Here is a 25052-nt window from a genome sequence, read left to right on the forward strand (position 1 = left end):
GCCAAGTGTTACACTTAGGCGCCCTAGCATAGCCTTCGCCAACAAGGCATAAAACCCCGCCAGCACAACTATCAAACAAGCTTATAAATTGGCCGCTAAATAAGTGTTCTAGCACTTAGCTAAATGCTCAAATTCAAGCCGTAAAAATTAGCTAATTCAGCGTTAATATTGATATTTTTGATGGTGATCACACCCAAAAACATGATCACAATCAAGAAACATTTCTATTATCTCTGATTAGGTATATCGCTGCGCTATCGCTGGCATACACTTAACTCATTCTTTCTCGCAGCTTAATTACTAAGCGCTGAGATTGCCTATTTTCGAGGATTGCCAATGTCAGGCGAATACCATATTACCAGCTTAGTCGTGCACGCCAGCGTCAATGAACTGGCCGAATTACAACGACAAATCAGTGCGCTTGAAGGTGCTGAGTTGCATGCCACTTCCCCTGAGGGCAAGTTAATTGTGACGCTAGAGGCCAATCGGCAAGGGCTGATTTTAGATAATGTGGAAATCATCAACTCCCTGCCCGGCGTCCTGTCTAGCAGTTTGATATATCACCAGGTCGATAACCTGGAACAACCAAGTGAGATCACACCATGAGCATCAGTCGTCGCGAGTTTATAAAAGCCAATGCCGCCGTTGCCGCAGCTACCGCTGTCGGAGTGAGCCTGCCAATCCGTATGGTTGAGGCCGCCGAGCAAAACAATGACATCAGCTGGGATAAAGCCCCGTGCCGCTTTTGCGGTGTCGGTTGTAGCGTATTAGTGGGTACCCGTGAGGGTAAAGTTGTGGCCACTAAAGGTGACCCAGAAAGCTCAGTAAACCGCGGGCTGAACTGTATCAAAGGCTATTTCTTATCAAAAATCATGTATGGCAAGGACCGTTTAACGACGCCGTTACTGCGCATGAAAGATGGCCAATACCATAAAGAAGGTGAGTTTACGCCAGTGAGCTGGGATACCGCCTTTGATGTTATGGCACAAAAGTGGAAGCACACCTTAGCCACTAAAGGCCCGACTGCCATTGGTATGTTTGGCTCAGGCCAATGGACTGTTTGGGAAGGCTATGCCGCCGCTAAACTGCACAAAGCAGGCTTTCGTACCAACAACATAGACCCCAATGCTCGTCACTGCATGGCATCGGCCGTAGTGGGCTTTATGCGTACCTTTGGTATGGATGAGCCTATGGGTTGTTATGACGACTTAGAAGCCGCTGACCACTTTGTATTGTGGGGCGCTAACATGGCCGAAATGCACCCAGTATTGTGGGCGCGTTTATCGGATCGCCGCCTGAGCAATCCTAATGGCAAGGTACATGTACTTTCAACCTTCACTAACCGCAGCTTTGACTTGGCCGATAACGCCATGGTGTTTAAGCCGCAATCTGACTTAGTGATCCTTAACTACATTGCCAACTACATCATAGTAAACGGCGCAGTTAACAAAGACTTCGTTAACAAGCACACTAAGTTTGCCTTAGGCGTCGATGATATTGGTTATGGCCTGCGCCCTGAGCATCCATTAGAGCAAAAAGCCAAAAATCCAGGCGACGGTGGCTCAAGTGCCATTAGCTTTGCTGAATACGCTGAATTCTTAAAGCCATACACGGCCGATTACGCCTCACGAATGAGTGGCGTACCGATTGAACAGTTAGAGCAAATGGCTCAAGCCTATGCTGACCCAAGCATTAAGATCATGAGTCTATGGACCATGGGGATTAACCAGCATACCCGCGGCGTATGGGCTAACAACATGTTGTATAACATACACTTGTTGACCGGCAAGATTGCCACCCCAGGTAACAGCCCATTCTCACTGACAGGTCAACCATCCGCTTGCGGTACTGCCCGTGAAGTAGGTACCTTTGCTCACCGCCTGCCAGCTGACATGGTTGTGACCAACGACAAGCACAGAGAAATTTGTGAGAAAGCCTGGCAAGTGCCAAGCGGCACTATTCCAGCAAAACCTGGCTACCACGCCGTACTGCAAAGCCGTATGCTCAAAGACGGTAAGCTTAATTGTTACTGGACCATGTGTACCAATAACATGCAGGCTGGCCCGAACATTAACGATGAAATTTACCCAGGGTTCCGTAACCCAGAAAACTTTATCGTAGTGTCAGATCCATACCCAACCATTACTGCTATGAGTGCTGACTTAATTCTGCCAACCGCTATGTGGGTTGAGAAAGAAGGTGCCTACGGTAACGCTGAGCGTCGCACTCATATGTGGCACCAGCAAGTTAATGCCCCAACTGGCGCTAAGTCAGACTTGTGGCAATTAATGGAATTTTCCAAGCGCTTTACTGTGGCTGAAGTCTGGCCAGCTGAACTAATTGCTAAGCAGCCAGAACTTGCCACTAAGACTCTGTATGACGTCATCTTCAAAAACGGCGTGATTGATAAATTCCCACAAAGTGATTGCAAGTCAAAGCTTAACGATGAAAGTGAGCACTTTGGCTACTATGTTCAAAAAGGCCTGTTCGAAGAATATGCAGCCTTTGGCCGTGGCCATGGCCACGATTTAGCGAACTTTGACGCTTACCACGAAAGCCGTGGTATGCGCTGGCCAGTGGTTAACGGTAAAGAGACTCTGCGCCGTTATGTCGAAGGTTCAGATCCCTATGTTAAAGCAGGTGAAGGCTTTAACTTCTACGGTAAGCCAGATGGTAAAGCAGTGATTTTCGCCCTGCCATATGAGCCTGCTGCTGAAGAGCCAAACAGTGAATACAACTTGTGGATGAGTACTGGTCGCGTACTTGAACATTGGCACACAGGTTCAATGACGGCCCGCGTCCCTGAACTGCACCGCGCGTACCCTGACGCCCAAATCTTTATGCACCCACAAGATGCTAAAGATCGCGGTCTGCAGCGCGGCGATGAAGTAATGGTGGCCTCGCCTCGCGGTGAAGTGCGTACCCGCGTTGAGACCAAAGGCCGTAACAAGCCACCACAAGGCGTAGTCTTCATGCCGTTCTTTGATGCCCGTCAGTTAGTCAACAAGTTAATCCTTGATGCTACCGACCCGTTATCAAAAGAAACCGACTATAAGAAGTGCCCGGTAAAAGTCACTAAAATCACTGCGTAATCTCAGTGTAAAACCAGCGCAATCACAAGATAAGAGGCCTTGATTGGCCTCTTAAACGCAAACCCGACGAGAATCTTGATGTCTAAAGCCAAACTCACCCCAACCCAAGTTAACCGCCGCCAATTTTTGGCGTCTGCGGCTAAAACGGGTTGCGTGCTTGCTTTAGCCGGTAGCGGTATCACTAGCCTTGCGCTATCAAGCCCGTTAGCGGCGCAAGCACTGCGCCCGCCAGGGGCTGGCACGGAAGCCGATTTTTTATCGGCCTGCGTGCGCTGCGGCTTATGCGTAGAGGCTTGCCCTTACGATACCTTGCATCTTGCTCGCTGGTTTGATGGCGCAGCCACTGGCACGCCTTGGTTTGCGGCGCGCAGCGTGCCATGCGAAATGTGTGAAGACATTCCTTGCGTTAAAGCTTGCCCATCGAAGGCGCTTGACCCAACTCTGACCGATATCACTGCGGCAAAAATGGGGACAGCGGTATTAATCGATGAAGTTAATTGTCTTAACTTTAGGGGATTAAGATGCGATGTCTGTTATCGCGTCTGCCCACTCATAGATGAAGCCATAGTGCTTATCAAGCAGCATAATGCGCGCAGTGGTCACCACGCTGAGTTTATTCCCACAGTGAACCCTGAATTGTGTACAGGTTGCGGTAAGTGCGAGCATGCGTGCGTACTCAGCACGCCTGCCATCAAGGTATTACCTACGGCGTTAGCCACAGGTAAGGCTGATGAACACGACACTTACCAAGACACTGAAAGCACAACCTTAGACATGCTAAATCAGGGGTTTAAACCATGAGTCAGCCACAAGTAAGCACTAAGCCACGTTGGCCAAAATGGCTAATACTGCGCAGGCTCAGTCAGCTCATAGTGTTTAGCACTTTCGCCATTGGCCCTTGGTGCGGTTGGTGGCTGATTAAAGGTAACTTATCGGCCAGTATCATTTTAGATACTGTGCCATTGAGCGATCCTTTAGTGAGCCTGCAAACCTTAATGGCAGGTCACTGGGCCCCAAGCTTATTGCTAGGTGCTGGCATTATTGCGGGCTTTTATGGGGTGTTAGGCGGTCGCAGCTTTTGCAGTTGGGTGTGCCCAGTGAATCTAGTCACTGATTTGGCGGCCTATTTACGATTGCGCTGGCGCTTACCTAAAACCACTAAGCTTGATCGCCGCCTTAAGTATTACCTCTTAGCCTTGGTATTAGGCTTACCTTTGCTGACTGGAGTACTGGCGTGGGAGTGGCTCAATCCTGTGCCTTTGCTATATCGCGCGTTATTGTTCGGCGGTGTTAGCAGCTTATGGTTATTGGCGCTGATATTTATGGTCGATTTATTTATCAGTGAGCGCGCTTGGTGTGGCCATTTATGTCCAACCGGTGCCCTTTATAGTCTGCTTGGCAAACTCAGTGTAGTGCGTATGGCAAGCAAGCCCAAAGCGTGCGACATGTGCATGGATTGCTTTGATGTGTGCCCTGAGCCGCAGGTATTAAAACCGGCCCTAAAAGGCGAAACCATTAAGATCACTAGCAGTGATTGCAGCTTATGTGGACGCTGCATCGATGTGTGTCACCAGCAAGTATTTCATTATCGACTTCAGTGCAACACGCCTAACAACGGCAAAGCGCTGACGTCAAACCAAGTTAACACAACAGCCGAAAAGGCGGAGATTACACCATGAAAAAACTCATTACCTTGGCACTTTTCGCCTTAAGCTTAACCGCCTGTTCAGGACAAGAAAAACTCGCTACTGGTGAGCCTGTGAAAGTCACATCCCTTGGTGGCGATAGCCGCATTGAAGATGTGCGCCCAGCCGATGCCATGCCTGAGTATCCAAGCCGCGGCAAATCATTAGCGCGCGATTATCAAGAGCAGCCGCCATTAATTCCGCATAAAGCCGATTACAGCATTACCATAGATAAAAATAGCTGCATGAATTGTCATAGCTGGGATAAAGCGACTCGCATGAAGGCAACGCCAATTGCTAAGTCACATGTGATTGATGATAAAGGTACTTTGAATGGTAAGAACTACTTCTGTACTCAGTGCCACGTGCCGCAAGCCGATAATAAGCAAGCCATAGTGGAAAACAGCTTTAACCACTAAGCTATATTCATCACTAAGCCACCTTAAGCGCCGAGCTTAGCTGGCTATAGAGTTAATCAACAACCACCCTTGGGTGGTTGTTTTTTATGGCAAAAAAAACTTAAAAAAAAGCCTCAGAACAAGTCTGAGGCGAAAAAAGGTTTTTATACCAAATATGCAATGTAACCAAATAAACGACGATCAAGAAAGAGCTATTCACTCTCTGTAGCAAGTTTGTCAGCGTCCTCAACAGGATCCTCTGACACTTGAACCGAGGGTAAGGAAATCGCGCTGATATCCACCACTGACGACCATAGAGCGCTAACCCATAAACCTTCAAATGTTGGCATTGGCATTGCCATTCCCTTGTTCAATCAAGATGGGGCTATAATACGCAACCGCGCGCAATAGGTAAAATGAATTAATACCATAGATATGATAACCATTTGGAATGCACGGTACCTATCACTTAGCCGCTGATACTGGCCAATAGCCAGTGTTCAGCGTATGGTGTCAATAAAACCTAAGGTGGTACGCAATGAAGAAAAATAAACATGATGCGCAGCTATTTAAAACGGCAATCAAGATAGGTTTAGCCTATGCCTTAAAACGCGGTTATTCCCTTCCCGAAGTCCCGCTGAGCGACCCACAGAAAGCCGAAATCATCTATCGCTTGTTAGTGCAAGATAAGCTCATTATCGCCCTCCCCCAAGACAAAGAAGACGGCCCACAAATTAAGCACAGATTGGTAGTGTGGATAAGTAAACAGTTGCCACCTGAACACCCGTTATTGAATTGAGCCAAATCACACTTTGCGGCAATAGTGCAGAAATTCAACAAGCACCAGCGTAAACTGCATGTTCTGATTATTTTGGATTCCATGTTGGCATGAATGTTCCTCTTAAGAGTTTGCGCTGTTTTTTAACCTTAGCTGAGATGGGCAACTATACCCGCGCCGCAGAGAAGCTTTACCTTACCCAACCTACCTTAACTAAGCTTATACAGCGCTTAGAAGAGAGCCTAGGGGAGCCGCTGCTGGTTCGTAACAACCAAAGGGTAGCCCTGACCCCTGCGGGCGTATTATTGGTGGATAGCGCCACTCAGATGCTTGGTCAATGGCATCGTCTACAAGAAGAGTTAACTAACCGCCGCGGACTCAAGTCAGGACAATTACGTTTAGGCATATGCCCTATGATGAGTTCGCTCACTATTGACTTGCTAACGGAATTTAGACGCCGCTATCCGGCCATTCAGTTAGAAATGTCTGAATACGGCGGTTACGGCTGCGAGCAAGCTTTGCTCAAAGACGCGCTCGATATTGCCTTTACCGCACTGCCGACCAGCCATGATGAATTTTTAAGTCAGCCACTTAAAGAATATCCTTTACTGGCCTGCATTCCGACAGACCATCCGCTCAACAGCAAGAGCAGCTTATGTTGGCAAGATTTTGCCGATCATCCATTTATTATGTACAACGAAGATTTCTCGCTGGCTAAGCTGTTAACGCGCTTAAGCCTGCAAGCTGGCGTAAACCTTAATGTGGCGTTTCGCAGTGGCCAATGGGACTTTATCGCCTCTATGGTAGAGTCCAAAATGGGGCTGGCAATCTTACCTGAGCCAATTTGTGCGCAATTACCTGAGCGCAAATTAGCCTTCAAACCTATTTGCGGCGAAACCACTTGGAACTTAGCGCTGATTTGGCGTGAGCAGCTGGCGTTAACTCCCGCCGCTAAGGCCTTATTGGCATTAGCGCAAGAAATGTATAGCCAACCACAAGCACTGAATTAATAGTGATGGCATCAAGTCCTGAGCCGCTCTAATAGCGGTTCACAGCTAACCGAAGGCGCTCTTACTAATTGTAAGCTAAGTGGCTGTAATTGCTATTCATAGCCACTTAGCTTATTTGAGAAATTTATCCCAAAGCCACAGTAAAGCGTCTTGTTCAAACACATTCAAGCGCATTAGTTATCAAATACTAACCATAAAAAAACCCGCCAGTAGCGGGTTTTTTGACTCAACTATTAAGAGTAATAATTACTTCTTAGCAGCAGCGTCTTTAGCTTTAGTTTCAGCAATAACAACTTCAGCTACGTTGTTTGGACATGGTGCGTAGTGTGAGAACTCCATAGAGAACTGACCGCGACCAGAAGTCATAGTACGTAATTGACCGATATAACCGAACATTTCTGCTAATGGCACGTCAGCTTTAACGCGAACGCCAGTCAGACCAGCTTCCTGGTCTTTGATCATGCCGCGACGACGGTTCAAGTCACCGATAACGTCACCAACGTGGTCATCTGGAGTGAACACGTCAACTTTCATGATAGGCTCAAGCAACTGTGGCTTAGCCTTAGGCATAGATTGACGGAAAGCGCCTTTAGCAGCGATTTCGAACGCGATAGCTGAAGAGTCAACTGCGTGGTAAGAACCATCTAACAGTTCAACTTCAACGTCAAGAACAGGGAAGCCAGCCAAAGGACCAGTACCCATCATCATCTCAAAGCCTTTCTCAACTGCTGGCCAGAATTCCTTAGGAACGTTACCACCAACAACTTTAGAGGTAAACTTGAAGCCAGAACCTTGCTCGCCAGGAATGATCTTATAATCAATCTTACCGAATTGGCCTGAACCACCAGACTGCTTCTTGTGAGTGTAGCTGTCTTCGATAGCTTGAGTGATAGTCTCACGGTAAGCTACCTGTGGAGCACCTACAGTCAGTTCAACACCGTGAGTACGCTTCAGGATGTCTACTTTGATGTCTAAGTGCAGTTCGCCCATACCTTTCAGGATGGTGTCACCAGTTTCTTGGTCGGTTTCAACCAGGAATGATGGATCTTCTGCAACCATTTTACCCAGAGCAACACCTAATTTCTCAGAAGCGCCTTTGTCCTTAGGAGTTACAGCGATAGAGATAACTGGTACTGGGAATACCATTGGCTCAAGAGTACAAGGGTGCTTAGGATCACACAGAGTGTGACCAGTTTGTACGTTCTTCATACCAACGATAGCAATAATGTCACCAGCTTGGGCTTTATCGATTTCGTTACGGTCATCAGCGTGCATTTCAACCATACGGCCGATACGCTCAGTCTTACCGGTGAAAGAGTTCATGATAGTCATGCCCTTTTCCAGCTTACCTGAGTAGATGCGGATAAAGGTCAGGGCGCCGAAACGGTCATCCATGATCTTGAACGCTAATGCGCGGAAAGGCTCAGTAACAGATACAGTAGCAACTTCGCCAGTGGCGATGCCTTCTTCATCAGTCAGTGGCTGTGGCTCAACTTCAGTTGGACATGGCAGGTAATCAACCACGCCGTCCAGAACCAGTTGCATACCTTTGTTCTTAAACGCACTACCACAGAAGGTAGGGAAGAATGACAGGTTGATGGTACCCTTACGGATACAACGCTTCAGCTCTTCAATAGAAGGTTCAGTACCTTCCATGTAAGATTCCATCAGATCGTCGTCCTGCTCAACAGCAGTTTCAACCATCATTTCACGGTATTCTTCTACCAAGTCAACCATGTCTTCTGGAATTTCTTTGATTTCGAAGTTTTCTGGCAGACCAGAGTCATCCCATACGAAGGCTTGACGAGTCAGAACGTCAACAACACCAACGAATTCATCTTCACGGCCGATAGGCAGAGTCATAACTAATGGGTTTGCACCCAATACTTTCTTGATCTGGCCAACAACGCGTAAGAAGTCAGCACCCATACGGTCTAACTTGTTTACGAAGATGATACGAGCAACTTCAGATTCGTTAGCATAACGCCAGTTAGTTTCTGATTGTGGTTCTACACCACCGCTACCACAGAATACACCAACGCCGCCATCCAGTACTTTTAGAGAACGATAAACTTCAACGGTGAAGTCAACGTGACCAGGGGTGTCGATTACGTTAAAACGGTGATCTTTCCAGAAACAGGTAGTCGCCGCTGACTGAATGGTAATACCACGTTCAGCTTCTTGATCCATGAAGTCCATGGTTGAAGCGCCATCGTGCACTTCACCCAGACGGTGGATTTTACCTGTGAGCTTGAGGATACGCTCGGTGGTCGTGGTTTTACCCGCGTCAACGTGAGCGAAAATACCAATATTTCTGTATTTTGATAAGTCGGTCATGATTCAACTTTATATGCTTAGTTTAGAAAGTAGACGGAGTATGCCACAGATCGTAGCAAACCACACATCAGATTTAGTGGCATATTGTAAAGGGGAACCTGAGCTTGCGCAAATAACCCTTGCACTTTTTCGCAACCACGGTCCAAAAAACCTACCTTAAGCGCAATAGTGACAAATACTAGCGTTAAAACACGCGGGATTTAATTTAAGCTGATGAGAAGATTTAAGATAATAACAATTATACGCTAGAGCTAAGCTTCGAGTTTGCGCACAAACGCATAGCTTTGTTTACCAGACTCTTTGACTTGATACATAGCAATATCCGCGGCGTCCAGAAGCCTAGCTAATTCTAAGCCGTTATAGGGATACAAGGCCATACCAATACTCGCGCCTACCTTACATTGCACACCCGAATCCAAATAGATAGGTAAAGCAATAATGGCTAATAGCTCTTGAGCTAAAGCCGCGGTTAATACATGGGGATTAATGTCATCGAGTAAATATGCTAATACAAATTCATCGCCGCCCCAGCGAATGCACACGGCATCGGTTCCAGCAATGAGTACCATGCGCTCACTGACTTCTTTTAAGACTATATCACCCGCATCATGGCCAAATTTATCGTTAATGGGCTTAAAAGCATCTAAATCAATCAGCATGACCACCATCACCCGCCTTTGCTCCTGCGCGCGATTAAGCATGTCTTGCAATAAACGCTCACCACTACGGCGATTTTTGAGCCGAGTTAAAGGATCATGGTCAGCTTCAAAGCGTGTCATCGACTCTTCCATGGTGCGTTCAGTAACATCGTACATTAACACTTCTATCATCATTTGCTCTTGGCCCATACTCGTCGTGAGCTTGGAGAATAAACAATGCACCCAGCGTGAATAGCCAGACTCATGGCGCTTGAGCTTAAGATCCATGGCCACAGTTTCAAGGTCATTACTGCGTAATTGCTCGAGAAATAAAGCTATCTCGTGCTGATCTTCAAACGCCGCGGTTAAATCATCTTCTTCTCTGCACACGTTATCGGCAGACACTAATTTGGCAAACGCGGGGTTAAATACCAGCAGGAGATTTTTCTCATCGATTAAGCAGATACCGGCGCTGGCAGATTCAAAAATAAGTCTAAATTTTTGCTCCAGCACTTCTGTTTTCTGACGTAAACGCCGTTCTTCAACAATCGAGGTATTAAGTGAATCGAGCAACTGATTAATGCCTGTGACAAGCGCGCCAATTTCATCACGCTGATGATGTTTAAGCATGGCGATATGATGATCTTGCCCTGGGGTAATCTGGGAAAATTCTTTAGTTAATAAGGCCAAGGGCGCAGTTAACATACGGTGCACTAAGTAAGATACTGCCAATACCACTAATGCAGTGTACAAGAGCAGTAACACGGCTTGACGTTTAGCTAGTGTTTCAGCCTTTTGCGCAATAAAGTTTTGATCTGGCGCTATCTCTAAACTGCCAAGCAGTTCATCGTCAAAGAAGGGATGATATAAAGGGAAACTAACTGAAGACACTATTTTATCGGTTTTAGAAACAGCTGCTACTCCCGCTAAATACTTGCCGTTGTTGTTACGAATAGCGGCATTGGCCACTAAATCATTAGCTACTAGACCATCGACTATCTCTTGCGCCAATTCAACGTTATTAACAAAGCTTGCCACTTCGGCGGTTTTTTTTACGGTTAACGCCAGTTGGCTAATCAAATTATCAGCGCTTTGGCGCTCACGTTGCGCCACATCAAAATAAAAATAACTGGATGCCATGATAGCGAAAATACTCGCCACCACGGCAATGGCTATAGCAACGACCACATAAAGTTTACTGGCGGGGCGCGGAGAATTCATACACAACCTTTAATTCATCCACTAATTTGTCCCGCGAAATATAGGCAATGCCTCCCGGAGTTTGTACTACCTTTTGCACTAACTCGTCCATGCCCTTGATCATGGTTGGCGGCGTGGTGCGACCAGAGAAAAGTAATCGTGCCCAATAGGCATCAATTTGCGTCTCACTGCGATTAACTAGTTGCCGATAAAAAGACTCACGGATGCCAGTCACAGTATTTTGATCAAACACCCGATATTTTTGGTCACTATTGAGCATGTTATTGCGGCCCATAAAAATATCGACCACTTGATGCTGGTCGAGCTTTTCGACAGGGGCATTTTTCTGCATTACTACCAGAAGGTCTGCTGCAGCATAAGCAGAGGTCAGCAGCGTAAAATTAAGTATCACCATGGCTAGTATTCGCATCATCAAAACACCATGTTCCAATTCAGTGATACCAGGTTTACATTTTGCTCACCCTTAATATCGGTTTTTCGCTCCCACAAGGCTGAGCCATTGTCATCTACCTGAAAATAATCCCATTGCAGCTTTAACGCCATTTTGGGATAAAAATCCCAGCGCACCCCTAGGCTATATCCAGTTTGCGATACTCTGGTGGAATTAACGGCAATACTAGTGCCATCATAAATGGCATCAATTTGCGCTTGAAAATTTGGCGGCAGATATTGCACTAACGATGATGGCGGCGGAACTGTGGCGGCGTCTTCGGTATTTTCGATGTGAGAGAGAGCGCCAAATCCTGTGAAATCGCGATAACGATACGCCAATGCGCCATAGCCATTCATGTTGGACTGGAAGTAAATCCAGCTTGAGTCGGTGTAACCAAGTTCAGTTTGAAATAACCAAGGACCAGAGTCGTATTGAAATCCTAAGGCAAAGTAATTGATCTGCCTATCATCCAGCACTAAGTCTGCAGCAATATCACTGGCCGCCGGCCAGAATGGATGAGGGATTTGATTGAGGGCATCTAGGAGGATGTTATTTTCCACTGACTCCCCTGTAAGGGACGTTTTGGCTATCGCAAAACGCCACAGCATGGTTTCATTTCGAAGCGAAGCAGTAAAGGCCAGATTACCATCAAGGGACAACATAAGAGGGTTATCTGCGCCTTGCAGCTTAAATTCGTTGCTGCCATAGGCCAGTTTAAGTTCGAGATCATATTCGCCTAAGGCAGTGAAATAACTGATATCGGCGCCATCAATTCGTGAGATAGAAGAAGTTAAGCCATAGAATTCTGTAAAAGGACGCGACCAAACATAGGCATAATCCACATTGCGATATTCGCTCATCATGTACAAGTCTAAGCCAATACGCCCCACGCGAATGGCCCAATGGTGATTAGGGCGATAACGCACAAAGGCCCATTGCAACGCGTTGGCTAAATCATTATCAAAACTATCTTGCCACACCACTTGCCCCATGGCGTCCCACTCATCGCTCAGCTGCACATTGGTTTGCAAGCCAAGCAAGCTGTCTGACTTAACACTAAAGTGTTCATCATCGGCATTTAAGCTGTAATTACGATGGAAAAATAGGTCATGGTGATCGCGATAAGTCACCCCTAAGGTGGCAAATCCGCTCCAATCGATTTCAGGCGATGACTCAGCGATAGCCCCCTTAGGAACCAAGCTAAAAGCGCAGGCAAAAAAAACGACACCCCATAAGTGACGGTTCTTCCTTGAGCATTTCAATATCGCATCCCTCTTTTATTCCTTTTATAAAGATAGATGACTCGTTGGATTAAATGGAAAATAAGCAAAAAAAAACCGCCTAACGGCGGTTTTTATATCAAAATGTAACCTTTACGCTTCGACCGGTGATACCACAAACAGCAAGTCACCTTGTGAAATCTGCTGACCGTTAGTATTAAGAATACGCTCAATACGATAACGCTGATCTTCAGGATACAACACGGCGCCTTTACGGTTAAAGCTAGCTAAATTCAGCTGCGAGAACATCTTCATCGCTTCAGTTAATGCTAACACTTGATCGACAGTGACTATGTCGCCTTCACAGACAAAATCAGGTTCACCTGGCGCTGGTGAGCTATAGAAAATACCTGCGCCTTGTGCTAATACTTTAAGCTCATTAGTTTCACCAACACGCAGTGACTCAGTGTTAATACCACCGGTTTCTGCGGCAGCTTCCATCTCCGCAATCAACTCAGGCACATCTAACTCAGCCAATAAGCGCGGCAGATAGTTAGTGTCGTAAACGCCTTCACGGAAGGTGCCATCTTTAAGAATACGCTTAAGCAGCGGAATATTAGTCGCAATGCCTTTAATCGACACAGAGTCTAAATACTCACACATTTTATCTATGGTATCTTCACGCTTATCGCCATGGATAATGATTTGCGCGATTAAGCTGTCGTAATAAGGTGACACTTCTTTATTTGGCGCCACCATAGCAATGATTTCAACATCATCACGCTCAGGCAAAATACATTCAGTCAACTTACCTGGGTTAGGCACAAGTTGCAGTATGCCTTGGCTATCGAGTGCAGCTTTTTCAGCGGTAACTCGTACCTCAATGGCATAACCCAATTCTTGTGGCACTAAGTCCGCAATTGAGCGACCAGCCGCAATATCAAATTGCGCGCTAACAATATCAATGCCCGACGTCACCTCAGTCACCGGATGCTCTACCTGCAGACGAGTGTTCATTTCCATGAAGTAAACTTCGTTGGCATCTAAGTTATAAATAAACTCAACGGTACCGGCACCCATGTAATCAGTGGCATCCCCCAGAGCACTAGTGTATTTCAACACCAACTGCTTGAGATCGTCAGGCAACATAGTTGAACCCGACTCTTCAATCACTTTTTGGTTATTGCGCTGTACCGAACAATCTCGAATACCTAATACCTTAGTATTGCCAAACTTATCGCGCAGTAACTGCACTTCAATATGACGCAGTGAAGTCACATACTTTTCTAAATACAAGTCGCCATTACCAAAGGCCGCCGCCGCTTCTGTGGCCGTCTTTTGAAATAGACCTATCATGTCTTCAGAGCGCTTAACGACCTGAATACCTTTACCACCGCCACCTTGTACGGCTTTAAGCAGAACTGGATAACCAATTTCGTTAGCCACGTTTACCGCTTGCTCGGCATTGTTCAAAATACCGTGTGAGCCAGGAACCACTGGCACTTGCTGCGCTTGTGAAGTTTTAATGGCGTTGGATTTATTACCCATAGTGGTCATAGAGTTAACGCTAGGACCAATAAAGTTAACGCCATTATTCACACACAAGGCGGCAAATTGTGGGCTTTCAGACAAGAAGCCAATACCAGGATGCAGCGCGTCAACTTGCTCATATTCAGCCACTTTTAGTACTGAGTAAGCGTTCAGATAAGACTCATCCGAGGTGTTACCACCAATACAGACTAACTTATCATTTTCTTTGAGCATGTCGGCAGGTACTGATGTCATGTCAGGGTCAGATGCCACTAACACTACATTAATGCCATTATCATGCGCCTTACGGATAAGCTTAACCGCAGTACAACCACGCGCATGGATCAGCACTTTCTTAATCGGCTTCATCAAGATACGTGGATCGTCTTGCACTATCTCATCTTCTTCAGCTTCCGTTTCAGGCACTAAGCTTGATAAGGCTTTCGCTATGACTTCTTCAATATTTTGCTGCGGCATAGGCATTAAAGCGTCTATGCTCGCTAACTGGTTATTTAAGCTGTCATTAAATGGGTTGTTTACTAAGCCATTCATGGAACCTGGGATCTTAGACAAGTAGTTGGATAAGGTCGAGGTTGATGGCAAGTAAGCTGGAACCACCATTTGGCCAGCAAATGGCATGTTAGTGCCAGATAAGTAATAGGTTTGCACCAATGGATGGGTCACAAACGATGCTTGAGCGCCACCAGTACAATCACCAAAACCAAACATCAGCACAGGTAATTCGTTATCACGAATAAAGCGAGTAATACGATCGTTCACCACGGCCATAGAGAACAGTGCCGCAGCGCCTTCTTTGGTTTGCATGCCGCCCGATGAAATAAAGCAAATCACCGGCAGCTTGCGCTTAGCACACTCAATCAGTAATGATGAGAACTTCTCAGCGCTCGCCATATCAAAGGCGCCGGCTTGGAAGGCCGTATTTGATACCGCAATACCCGCGCGGATTTTTTTGCCTTGCTGATTAAGCTCGCCTATACCAGTAATCAAACCACAAGGACGAATACCTTTATCCAGCGCATCTTCAATGGACAGACGGAAACCTGGGAAGTTTAATTGGTTTGCAGACATCTTATCGGCATTAATTTCGTCGAAGTTCTTAAAGAACTTAGCGACAATATTTTGCCAAGTTAAATGACCCGCGCGCTTATCTTCACGCAGCACTTTTTGGATTAATAAATCCTGATAACCCATAGTTAAGCGGTTCCAGAAGTCTTTACGACGACCGATACGCACAGGGTTAATCGTGCCTGTGTACTTACCACTTTCTTCTTCGCTATCAAAATACTCTGGCAGCAAACGCTCGAAGAAATAAGTCAAAATCACAAACAATGAGTTGTTTAATTGTGGGAAACCAACACTCTTCCACTGCTCAACGCGCACCAATAAATCGGCACGATTTGACTGTGACATGAAGTATTTCAGCCACTTATAAAACTTACTCTTATCGTTGGCTACGTTTTCATTGGATAACGCTTTATCGATAGAAGTATGTAATAAGCTATCCACTGAATCGCGTGACAGACTCTTGGTCGACATGGCTTCTTTTGCAATCGATGCCAGATTAATCACGACATTGTCATAAAGCGCGTTGAATATCATGATGTTATGGCAATGCCAAATGAAGTCATTACGCAGCTCTTCATTGACAACCACATCCAGCACTGTCAGCTGGTTAAGATCCGGCCAAGGACGCTTAGTCACTTCTGGCTTGATATTTTCCAGGTACTCAATCAGACCCACAAAGTTGTTGGCTGAGTTATTTTTCCAACGATGATACAAAGACCAACCCAGATTAAATAACAAAGCCTTACGGGCTTTCTTATAGTTTTCTTTAGGCTCGCCTAAGATTAAGCGCGTCAGCACGTTACGCTCAGTACTCACCTCTGAACGCTTAGTCATAAACTGAGTCCACAACTTGTTTAGCTCTTCGTCGTAGACAATTTTATCAGGGTTAGTTAACCAGCTTTGGAAGACTTTTTCTTGCTCTTGCGTGATTCGAGCACGTAAATCACCTTCAGGGACACTCACCTTAGATAAACGTCCGTACTGATCTTGAGAAATCGAATGAATACGGCTGCGTAAGGTTAGATAGCGCAAATAACGATAGGCACTACCAAACAAGTTAAGGTGCATGGTCGGGTTTTGAGCCACGGCCATTTTGGCATTGTTTTCAAGCGCAGCCAGATTGGTTGATGGCGTCAAAAAGCGCTGCAGTGAGCGGTCGTGATGCTCACGTAAATCCCGCGATTCTTTAACAAACGATATAGCCGCACGTTCAACGGCGGTGATCGATGAAATAATGGCCCGGCGTAAGTTATGTTGACGCTCATCGCGATCGCTTGGCGTGAAATCAATAATGCCGTCAATACAGCCTAAGGTGTAAAGCTCTTCTGGCGCTACACCCACTGATTTAGCACATTCTTGCCATGACAAGTTGTATTTACGGGCAATGCTTTGCAAGCCTTGCGGCTGAATAGTATTGAAAATACCATCACGCAGCGACAGCAAGATATTGGCAGACGCTAAAGGAATCGCGCCACCTGAGTAACCAGCACCGATAACAATACCCACAGTCGGTACATCGACGTTGGCACTTTCGGCAATAGCTTTAGAAATAGAATGCGCTTGGTTATGACTATTAGCTAACTCACCAGCATCAGCGCCAGGAGTATCAATCATATAAATAATTGGCATAGACAATTCGGCGAAATGACGAATCGCATCACAACAAGCAAGGTGATGCTCAGGCATCCAAGCACCATTGGCCGTGGTTCGCTCTTGAGCAATAAAACCAATACGACGAGTGCGACCACCAAAATTTAATGCAATTTCAGCACTGTAAAAAGGCCCCATATGGGTATCAGTGATCAGCTTGCCTTTTAAATCAGCAATGATGCGCTTAGCACCAGGGCGATTTTTGTCTAAGGTAGGTTGGATAACCTTAGCCACATAACCATCGACATCTAACTGTGACAGTTTTTTTAAGTTAGCCTGAATAGCATCGTCATCTAATAGGCCTTCTACTTCCGCTGACAGACTACGTTTACTGTGCTCTGGAAATAGTGAAAAGTCTTTTGCTAAATGTTCCGCCTGAAGAAATAGCGGATCAGCAGTTTTATAAACTTGAGTCATTTGCATGGGCTGATTTTTGCTCGTCATCTAAAGATCCTCGGCGATAGCCTCTTTATGTTTTACATTTTTAGCCCGTAATTAAACTTTAATCACAACGCAATTGCCATTAAACTGCCGTAGACGCTTTGTTCCAAAAATGAGACAGTGGAGAAAAGATGCCTGACGTAAACGGTATGATGCTGTTTGCAGCCGTAGTGCGTGCTAAAGGTTTTTCACAAGCAGCCAGAGAAACTGGATTGCCGAAATCTACCATTAGTCGCAAGGTTGCACAACTTGAAGAGCACTTAGGCGTGCGATTATTACAACGAGATACCCGTAATTTAAGTCTGACTCAAGTTGGCGCGCTGTTTTATCAGCACTGTGAAAGCATTAATAGTGAAGTTGAGGCCGCCAAGGCAACCATAGAAAATACTCACTCGAATATTTCAGGATCGCTGCGAGTCGCTATTCCCGTCTCTTTTAGTCAAGAATTAATCAGTCATCTTTGCAGTGGCTTTATGCGCCTGCATCCTGGGATAGAGCTCGATGTGCAATTTACCGATAATGATGTGGGATTAGTCGGTGAAGGTTTCGATATCGCCATTAAATATGGACCGTTACAATCATCGGACTTAGTGGCTAGATTACTGTTTGAACGCCAAGCCATACTGGTCGCAAGCCCTAGTTACTTAAAGCATAATGGCACCCCAGCCACACCAAAAGAGCTCAGCCATCATAATGGAATATTAATGGGCACTTCACGTTCTGCGCCTATTTGGCCGCTCGGAAAAGGCAACCGTAAAACCATGGCGAGCTTTAAACGTAAAGCCCGCGCTAATAGCGCAGTCATGGTGCGCCAACTTGCTTTGGATGATTTTGGTATAGCGTTACTGTCTTACTCAAGCTGCAAAAACGAGCTTGCTAGCGGCGCTTTAGTTCCGATATTACAAGAATGGCCCATTGAGCCATTTAAAGTGTACGGGGTTTATTCAAGTCGGCGCCAACTTGCAAACAATATCAGCGCCTTCCTTGATTTTTTAAGCAAACGTTTTAATGCCCAAGAATCACTTCAGTCATTAATGTGCTAAGCGTTAAAATCGATACGGGAAACGTAAGCTGATTTGATAATCGGGGGTGTCTTCGGTAAGTCCTGCGCCAACACTCGTCACCATAGAAAGGTTTTCAGTTAATGCTAACGTAGCCCCCAATCCTAAAGTGGCAGTATTTGTATCTGATCTAGGTATTTTTTCCCAGGCTTGATCATCAAGGCGCTGCTGAGTTCGGCCATAAAAGCGTTGGTTAAAACTCATCCCCAAGCTCATGCGCTCAGACACAGCAAAGGCTAACCCTAAGCTGTAATCAATATAATCACCTAAATCCACTTCGCCAGGAACATCGGCCACACCTAGCCCAGAGATATCATCAAAATGCTGCGGGATATTCCAGCCATAGTTGAGATTAAAAAATACAATGGCAGGATCATAAGTCTTAGCCAAACTAAAACCAGTGGATACCCCCCATGCCCCAGCTCCCGATGGTGTTTCTATCGGGTAAGTCAAATTACCCGATTCTGAACTCACGAGTTCAATATCATAAGGATGCTTACCTGTTGGCGCTCTCATCCTGACATTCCACACCCAATCAGGCCAACTTTCCTCCTCGGCCATAATGCGGTAATACACCCCTGCGCTAACATCCCCCAGCAAACCATCGTTCACTTGAGCACTTTCATAACGCTGACTTGAATTCCCCTCCCCCACAGAGTCATATTGATTCATACGGTAAAGATAAGGCACTGCCAATTCAAATTGCCAATTAGGAGTTAAGGTATAACGACCAACCACATCTAATTGCAAATTATTAGTACGAATTCTATCGAGATTTAAGTTACCAAGAAAAATGGCGTCTAACGCCAAAAAACCTCGTAAAATAAGGTCTTTACGGCTGAAATAACTGTAACTTATTGATGACTCTAAGGTAAATTTACGAGTAAATACATTATGAGTTTCAGCTAATACATCTTCAGTGCTGCGCCCCATATCAGGCGCTTTTTTAGTGGCAACCTCTTGCGGGGGCTGAGGAGTCGGCGGAGGTACTACTTGTTGTGCGCTAGTGTCATTCTTGATTTGAGGGTTGATCGCTTGTTCACGCGCTTGCACCTGTTGCGCCATCTTTTGCAACGCTTGTTGCTGCTGCTGCACTTGCTGATTCATCAAGACTAGTTGGCGCTTTAATAATTGCAGCTGTTGCTGCTCTTGAGCTAAAGCTTCCGCAGACATGGCTGCCGGAGCTGGCTCAGCCAATACTGTGGGTGTAAGTAGCATGACACTGGCTATCCAACCAATATGATTTTTCTGCTCCATCGAGAGATCCTTATCTTTCATAGTGACATTTAAACTAAATACCCCACACAACACCATTTACTAGGGTGATTATTGACCGTGAAAATTATTACCTAACAATTGCTGCGCTAACATACTGCTGTTAAGGCGACCAAAACTAATACCTGACACATGCAACTGAGTGGTATTAATCATTTGAAAATGAGATCCCGATATTTGAGCCATTTGCAGTAATTGCCGTCCACCATTTTGATTTAATAACATTTGCTGGCTTTGGTTCTGCCCTAATTGCACCTGCATACCGAACTGCCCAGCTACGGCAGAATACTGCCTCTGCCCATCTTGGCTTTGCAGCACTTGACCAAGAGCAATAGTTTGCCCTTGAGCTAACGGAGCTAACTGATCAGAACCTAAACGAAAATCATTACCTACTGAATTATTTTCTCCTGCAATTTGAATACGCTGCTGTAAGCCAGACTTCTGTCCATACACTTCAGGTGAAGCTTGCTCACCAGATACTAAGCCTTGATCTGCAACTGTCACTACCAAGCCTTGTGGCCGAATTTCAACTTGCATGCTCGCCTTTTGACTCACGCCAGCATGGTCAAGATATTGAGTTTGCATCAATAGGCCAAAGTAATAAGCTTGGCCATTCTCTATATATCGCCCTCGCTGCTCGGCTAATTCAGTATCAGTCAGTAATGGCTGTGTTGTTAACGCCATAAAAGCGCTATCAATATTTTCTGCCGCCAAGCTAATAGGAGCCAAAGCCATTAAAATCGACACATAAACTCCCGTCCCAATCTGTGAAATCATGTTCAACCTCCATAGAGAAAAACACTGTGGCATCTCATAGCAAATCTGAATAAGTAAAACCGTATTCAATAAGCTCAGCATCTGAGAGTGGCGTCTTCACCATAGTTTGCGACAATGTCAAACGCTCTCTCGGGGCCAGCAAAGGGTTAAGCTTGTTATAATTTTGGCCTATCACCACAAACACTATTTGGTTCCATTGCGTCACAAATTCAGTCATTGGCAAAATTCTATTTCCCAGAACTGGATCGCCTAAGTATATATTTTGGTCAACTATTTGCCGAAAAACTACAAAGTGGCTATAACCTTTATCATTGATAAGCAATATTACTGGTACCTTAAGTACCCTTAACTCCTCAATTCCCAATCGATAACCACGGCCACGATAATTGTTATGCTGTAAGTAAGTTTTCATATCCAATAATGAAAAACCTTTGGTTTCGACCTGGGCCATATCGGCATGCTTCAGCATACCTAGCATGACTTGCTGCTCAGATATTTCTTGACCATAAGCATATTTAAGAATGGTAGCTAAACTTGCTGCGCCGCAGGAGAAGTCCGTTTGCTGCATAACAATAGACTCAAACTTGCGTTCGCGAATACTTTGAAGAGGCTTTTCATAACTCCCCATACCAGGCACCATGCCATCGAGTACTTGAATGGCAGCGGTCACATCGCTTGCCATCGATAAAACCATCAATGCGATTACGTTGAAATTTTTCATTAAAAAAAGGGAGAGCGAGCTCTCCCAACTCCACTTAGTTTCTAGCGCCTTCGGAGATAACTGCTCCCGCGCTATTTACAGTAGTTAATGACAAATTATTGGCTTGTAGGTTGCCTGTACCTGATGCCATATTCACCCCGATGTTACCGCTAGCACCTGAAAATGAAGAACCAGAGATACTCGCATTATTACTAGTTCTTTCTTTCACTTGCTGAACTATCATAGGTAATTGACCAGTGACTGAACCTGACAGTGCTAAAGTTCCCACTTCCTCAAAAGTCATGGTTTCATCAGCATTAGCAGGAGCATGCCCTTCAGAAGGAGTGCTTTGATCAAAATCAATATGACCTACTAATTTTTCATCACCAGAGTTGTGTTTACCATCTGCGTCCATCCAAATTTCAGGATAATATTGGGACGTCATTTTCGAGGTACCTTTATAGGTACCATCACCATCTAAGCTAAGATTAATACCTACGGTTTCGTAGGTGTCTGCAATTACACTGCTATTGTTAGTGACGTTATGCCCTGATTGCTGCACGTTTGATACACTAGCTTCGGCTAGGCGACCATTAGAAACGGCTGCAGCCATGTTATTTGCTTGAATATTATTATTACCCGCTGTGACGTTAACGCCAATATTACCTGAGGCTCCACTAAACGCATTACCACTGAGACTAGATGAATTAGTTGAAGCTAGGTTACTAGTCAGATTGGCAGCGCCTTGCTGTTGACTGAAAATCTCAGCATCACCAGAGCCAAAAGCAAAGTCAGCATCAATTTCAGCTAAAGCAGCAGAGTTGGCCTGCACATTATTGTCACCGGCGGCTTGGTTGACGCCTATATTACCGCTAGCATTTTGAAAGCTATTATCAGAGATGGAAGTGCTGTTACTGTGATAATAATTATTACCTTTATTTGCTGTTGATGATTGTGCATTTTCAACAACCGCCATACCTAAACCATTGGCAATGGCTACGCCTCCAATCAAAACTGTACCTTTATATTTTAGATCCTTTTCAACCGACACTTTTTTAGTTAACTTGACACTACTATCATCATTGCTTTGTTCTTGTGTGGCCCAAGCAGGTAAACTGACTAAAGTTGCTATAACCACAGCTAATGGTAACTTTTTCATTCCTACATCCTCAGTATGGATTTATACACTTGCACGTTAATTCCCGCCGACTAGAAACTGTAACGAGAACTGATTCACGGCCGCATTATTACTGCCGGAAATTTGATTAATCTGGACTAAGCCTCGTACCTGCGACAGGCTATCTGTGGCGATTTCTGTGATATAAGTAGATGATGCACTCGCGGCCTGAGGTAGCTTGGCCGCTGTATTAATCGTTAGCATGTCGGCATCGCTTAGCGTTTGGGATGACAAATCCATGCCGATGACGCCAAGATTGGCTTGTAGGTTATGCTGTCCACTGACTTGATTAATACTAAGCAAGCCTTCGGCATTTCCAAAACTAGCACTACCTATTTGAGAAATGTCGACACTGTTAGTCGGTGTATCAAGATGACTGTTTTGCAGGTTAAGGTGAATACTGGCTAAAGCGCCGATTGCATGACTATTGGTTTGAGTATTATCTTCACCAGCAGCCTGATTGACCGCCAACCGACCTCGAACTTGGCTAAATGCGTTGGCCTCAATTAACGATGCATTAGTCATCAATGCCGCAAAGGGATCAGGATTAATCTCATCTGTGGCCAGCGCATTTAATGGCATCATCAGTAATGTCATTACCATCAAAACAGCTGAAAATGATTTAAGCGCTAACTGGCGCTGATGGCTACCGCGGTATTCACACTGAGTCTGCATAACCTTCCCCTTTGATAGTCGCTGTAATATTGGTGCAGCCACTACTTGTACATAGATAAGAGCAAGTAGCAGGCCACAAATTAAAACAGTTAACATTCAAACACTTGAATAGTGAATCTCAGATTTTACTATCTCAAATTTAAGACAGTTATTATTTAACTTATTGAATATAATTAGGATTAACAGGAAATAGAACGCTCTTAAAATTAAGAAAAGACATGTTTAAGACGCCAAGAGTTAACATACGGCGTTTAACCAATAGAGTAGGCAATGATGAATAGACAGAGATTTTAGAAAGTGAGCAATAAGAAATTACTTGATAAAACAACAATGAGGTGAGTATTTACCGTTATGGCACAGATAGAATCCATTACCTGCACCATAGCCAATGGCCGCTGTTTAAAACAGGCTGATGAATATCAAGTAAGTAAGTCGTGTTTTTCCAATAATCGATATAAGGTAGCACGTGACACCTTAAGATTTTTAGCTGCTAGGTTAACTTGTCCTCCCGTTTGTTTCAGTGCCTGACTTAGCGCTAAACGTTCAGCTTGCTCTTTGTGATGGCGCAAAGAGCAAGAAAGTGGGTGAGAACTCACTGAGATCTCAAACGGTAGATCAAGATCTTTAGGCCCGATCTCCATACCTTCAGACATCACCAACGCACGCCTTAAGCGATTAATTAATTCCCTGACATTACCAGGCCAAGCATATTTTAAGATAGCTGTCATAGCTTCATCGGATAACGGTTTCACCGGCCCGCCGACACTCGTCGCAGCTTCGAGTAGCAAGTTGTGCGCAAGTTCAGGTAAATCTTCAATGCGATCGCTAAGGGATGGCACTTCTAAATTGACGCCATTTAGTCGATAGAACAAATCTAATCTAAAATGCCCCTCGTCAATCGCTTTTAATAGGTCAACATGAGTCGCGGATACAACGCGAACATCAGCGCGGCAGCTTTTACCGCCGACAACATCGAAGCAACCCTCTTGCAGAAATCTTAATAAGTGCGTTTGCTGATCCATTGGCAAATCACCTATTTCATCAAGAAATAAAGTGCCGCCATCGGCTTGAGCTAACTTACCTACATGGCGATGGATCGCGCCAGTAAAGGCACCTTTTTCATGACCAAACAATTCTGAGGATGATAAGCCAGTTGCAATAGCGCCACAGTTAACAACCACCCAAGCGCCTTTAGCGCGCCCTGAGTGTTGATGGATTTTACGAGCCACTAACTCTTTACCCGCGCCACTAGGGCCAGTAACTAATACTGGAATATTGGTCGGAGCGACTTTTAAAATCTGACATTGCAGTTTTTGCATAGCAACCGAGCAAATAACGGGTTGATGGCTACTGCTAATCTGCCTTAAGCGTCGATTTAGCCAAGGCTTACGCATATGTAAAATACCGCGCATCCGCCCCATAGTAACGAGCAGCCTATCTATGACAACAGGCGTAGTGTGGTAATCCCAAGCGTACAATGAAATAACATCGTTAATATTAATCAGTGATAAATGTCTAGGCTCAGCTATCACCAACAATAATGTATTGGCATGCACAGTACGAACCCAAGATTCTAACCAATCAAGTTCATTAAGATGCTGCAAATCTATTATCGTGATACCTGCTGAGCTCGCTTGACCTAATTGTTTATGGGTCAATACAGTAACGTAGTAATCAGCAGACAATAACGATTCGATATATGGCATATTCTTGTTATTGCTCACAATAAGTACTGAGCACATACCACCATTCCTTAGCCCCTAACTAGAAGCTCTTATTCCAATTGGCATAACCCTTCATAGGTATAAACATAAAACAACCCACTTAACTCCAAATAAAATTGTGATTTTATACGCCGACTAAGCATA

The 25052-nt window shown here is 45.1% G+C and carries 19 protein-coding genes; 8 read left to right on the forward strand and 11 right to left on the reverse strand.

The genetic code is table 11. The annotated features are described in order from the left end of the window. Positions 1-336 precede the first annotated feature (336 nt). From AC1HDP_RS10685 to AC1HDP_RS10715, 7 genes are all read left to right on the forward strand, one after another. Positions 337-606, forward strand: a complete 270-nt coding sequence (locus tag AC1HDP_RS10685) for a chaperone NapD (protein WP_140933716.1) — start codon at positions 337-339, stop codon at positions 604-606. Then, complete coding sequence (gene napA / locus AC1HDP_RS10690) at positions 603-3092, forward strand: nitrate reductase catalytic subunit NapA (protein WP_479638754.1); 2490 nt, start codon at positions 603-605, stop codon at positions 3090-3092. Before AC1HDP_RS10685 ends, napA begins: the two co-directional genes overlap by 4 nt. A 78-nt stretch (positions 3093-3170) precedes the next feature. Beyond that, on the forward strand, positions 3171-3893 hold the full coding sequence (gene napG, locus AC1HDP_RS10695) for a ferredoxin-type protein NapG (protein WP_479638755.1): 723 nt from the start codon (positions 3171-3173) through the stop codon (positions 3891-3893). Then, entirely contained in the window at positions 3890-4771 is an 882-nt protein-coding gene (gene napH, locus AC1HDP_RS10700) for a quinol dehydrogenase ferredoxin subunit NapH (protein ID WP_479638756.1), read from the forward strand. The genes napG and napH overlap by 4 nt, the downstream gene beginning before the upstream one ends. Then, complete coding sequence (locus AC1HDP_RS10705; protein WP_479638757.1) at positions 4768-5196, forward strand: nitrate reductase cytochrome c-type subunit; 429 nt, start codon at positions 4768-4770, stop codon at positions 5194-5196. Before napH ends, AC1HDP_RS10705 begins: the two co-directional genes overlap by 4 nt. 517 nt (positions 5197-5713) lie before the next feature. Beyond that, entirely contained in the window at positions 5714-5974 is a 261-nt protein-coding gene (locus AC1HDP_RS10710; RefSeq protein WP_479638758.1) for a DUF5062 family protein, read from the forward strand. Positions 5975-6063: 89 nt separating this feature from the next. Then, complete coding sequence (locus tag AC1HDP_RS10715) at positions 6064-6963, forward strand: LysR family transcriptional regulator (protein WP_479638759.1); 900 nt, start codon at positions 6064-6066, stop codon at positions 6961-6963. Positions 6964-7209: 246 nt separating this feature from the next. Here AC1HDP_RS10715 and fusA read toward each other — a convergent pair whose 3' ends face one another. The 5 genes from fusA to AC1HDP_RS10740 all read right to left on the reverse strand — a co-directional run bounded on the left by fusA (position 7210) and on the right by AC1HDP_RS10740 (position 17522). Beyond that, positions 7210-9300 carry an elongation factor G gene (gene fusA / locus AC1HDP_RS10720; protein ID WP_479638760.1) on the reverse strand — a complete coding sequence of 697 codons (2091 nt, stop codon included), beginning with the start codon at positions 9298-9300 and terminating at the stop codon, positions 7210-7212. 251 nt (positions 9301-9551) lie between these two features. Further along, entirely contained in the window at positions 9552-11159 is a 1608-nt protein-coding gene (locus tag AC1HDP_RS10725) for a diguanylate cyclase domain-containing protein (RefSeq protein WP_479638761.1), read from the reverse strand. Continuing rightward, positions 11134-11571 carry a hypothetical protein gene (locus tag AC1HDP_RS10730; RefSeq protein WP_479638762.1) on the reverse strand — a complete coding sequence of 146 codons (438 nt, stop codon included), beginning with the start codon at positions 11569-11571 and terminating at the stop codon, positions 11134-11136. Before AC1HDP_RS10730 ends, AC1HDP_RS10725 begins: the two co-directional genes overlap by 26 nt. Then, positions 11571-12854, reverse strand: a complete 1284-nt coding sequence (locus tag AC1HDP_RS10735) for a porin (protein WP_479638763.1) — start codon at positions 12852-12854, stop codon at positions 11571-11573. Before AC1HDP_RS10735 ends, AC1HDP_RS10730 begins: the two co-directional genes overlap by 1 nt. A 111-nt stretch (positions 12855-12965) precedes the next feature. Then, positions 12966-17522 carry an ATP-binding protein gene (locus tag AC1HDP_RS10740; protein WP_479638764.1) on the reverse strand — a complete coding sequence of 1519 codons (4557 nt, stop codon included), beginning with the start codon at positions 17520-17522 and terminating at the stop codon, positions 12966-12968. Positions 17523-17650: 128 nt separating this feature from the next. Between AC1HDP_RS10740 and AC1HDP_RS10745 the strand changes: the two genes are divergently transcribed. Continuing rightward, a complete protein-coding gene (locus AC1HDP_RS10745) occupies positions 17651-18562 on the forward strand; it encodes a LysR family transcriptional regulator (protein ID WP_479638765.1) in 912 nt (303 codons plus the stop codon). 3 nt (positions 18563-18565) lie between these two features. Here the strand turns inward: AC1HDP_RS10745 and AC1HDP_RS10750 are convergent, their stop codons facing one another. The 6 genes from AC1HDP_RS10750 to AC1HDP_RS10775 all read right to left on the reverse strand — a co-directional run bounded on the left by AC1HDP_RS10750 (position 18566) and on the right by AC1HDP_RS10775 (position 24926). Continuing rightward, positions 18566-19837, reverse strand: coding sequence for a transporter family protein (locus AC1HDP_RS10750; RefSeq protein ID WP_479638766.1), 1272 nt, complete (start codon positions 19835-19837; stop codon positions 18566-18568). Between the two features lie 69 nt (positions 19838-19906). Next, a complete protein-coding gene (locus AC1HDP_RS10755) occupies positions 19907-20632 on the reverse strand; it encodes a hypothetical protein (protein ID WP_479638767.1) in 726 nt (241 codons plus the stop codon). 34 nt (positions 20633-20666) lie between these two features. Beyond that, positions 20667-21314 carry a C39 family peptidase gene (locus tag AC1HDP_RS10760; RefSeq protein WP_479638768.1) on the reverse strand — a complete coding sequence of 216 codons (648 nt, stop codon included), beginning with the start codon at positions 21312-21314 and terminating at the stop codon, positions 20667-20669. Between the two features lie 73 nt (positions 21315-21387). After that, a complete protein-coding gene (locus AC1HDP_RS10765; protein WP_479638769.1) occupies positions 21388-22491 on the reverse strand; it encodes a hypothetical protein in 1104 nt (367 codons plus the stop codon). A gap of 36 nt (positions 22492-22527) precedes the next feature. Next, entirely contained in the window at positions 22528-23184 is a 657-nt protein-coding gene (locus AC1HDP_RS10770) for a hypothetical protein (RefSeq protein ID WP_479638770.1), read from the reverse strand. Between the two features lie 419 nt (positions 23185-23603). Next, positions 23604-24926, reverse strand: a complete 1323-nt coding sequence (locus tag AC1HDP_RS10775; RefSeq protein ID WP_479638771.1) for a sigma-54-dependent transcriptional regulator — start codon at positions 24924-24926, stop codon at positions 23604-23606. Positions 24927-25052: the final 126 nt, after the last annotated feature.

The sequence above is a fragment of the Shewanella sp. ISS20 genome (assembly GCF_056522965.1).

Excerpts from the sequence above, each read along its gene's own strand:
- AC1HDP_RS10685 (WP_140933716.1), top strand. The coding sequence starts at position 337 with ATGTCAGGCGAATACCATATTACCAGCTTAGTCGTGCACGCCAGCGTC.
- napA (WP_479638754.1), top strand. The coding sequence starts at position 603 with ATGAGCATCAGTCGTCGCGAGTTTATAAAAGCCAATGCCGCCGTTGCC.
- napG (WP_479638755.1), top strand. The coding sequence starts at position 3,171 with ATGTCTAAAGCCAAACTCACCCCAACCCAAGTTAACCGCCGCCAATTT.
- napH (WP_479638756.1), top strand. The coding sequence starts at position 3,890 with ATGAGTCAGCCACAAGTAAGCACTAAGCCACGTTGGCCAAAATGGCTA.
- AC1HDP_RS10705 (WP_479638757.1), top strand. The coding sequence starts at position 4,768 with ATGAAAAAACTCATTACCTTGGCACTTTTCGCCTTAAGCTTAACCGCC.
- AC1HDP_RS10710 (WP_479638758.1), top strand. The coding sequence starts at position 5,714 with ATGAAGAAAAATAAACATGATGCGCAGCTATTTAAAACGGCAATCAAG.
- AC1HDP_RS10715 (WP_479638759.1), top strand. The coding sequence starts at position 6,064 with ATGAATGTTCCTCTTAAGAGTTTGCGCTGTTTTTTAACCTTAGCTGAG.
- fusA (WP_479638760.1), bottom strand. The coding sequence starts at position 9,300 with ATGACCGACTTATCAAAATACAGAAATATTGGTATTTTCGCTCACGTT.
- AC1HDP_RS10725 (WP_479638761.1), bottom strand. The coding sequence starts at position 11,159 with ATGAATTCTCCGCGCCCCGCCAGTAAACTTTATGTGGTCGTTGCTATA.
- AC1HDP_RS10730 (WP_479638762.1), bottom strand. The coding sequence starts at position 11,571 with ATGATGCGAATACTAGCCATGGTGATACTTAATTTTACGCTGCTGACC.
- AC1HDP_RS10740 (WP_479638764.1), bottom strand. The coding sequence starts at position 17,522 with ATGACGAGCAAAAATCAGCCCATGCAAATGACTCAAGTTTATAAAACT.
- AC1HDP_RS10745 (WP_479638765.1), top strand. The coding sequence starts at position 17,651 with ATGCCTGACGTAAACGGTATGATGCTGTTTGCAGCCGTAGTGCGTGCT.
- AC1HDP_RS10750 (WP_479638766.1), bottom strand. The coding sequence starts at position 19,837 with ATGGAGCAGAAAAATCATATTGGTTGGATAGCCAGTGTCATGCTACTT.
- AC1HDP_RS10755 (WP_479638767.1), bottom strand. The coding sequence starts at position 20,632 with ATGATTTCACAGATTGGGACGGGAGTTTATGTGTCGATTTTAATGGCT.
- AC1HDP_RS10760 (WP_479638768.1), bottom strand. The coding sequence starts at position 21,314 with ATGGCAAGCGATGTGACCGCTGCCATTCAAGTACTCGATGGCATGGTG.
- AC1HDP_RS10765 (WP_479638769.1), bottom strand. The coding sequence starts at position 22,491 with ATGAAAAAGTTACCATTAGCTGTGGTTATAGCAACTTTAGTCAGTTTA.
- AC1HDP_RS10770 (WP_479638770.1), bottom strand. The coding sequence starts at position 23,184 with ATGCAGACTCAGTGTGAATACCGCGGTAGCCATCAGCGCCAGTTAGCG.
- AC1HDP_RS10775 (WP_479638771.1), bottom strand. The coding sequence starts at position 24,926 with ATGTGCTCAGTACTTATTGTGAGCAATAACAAGAATATGCCATATATC.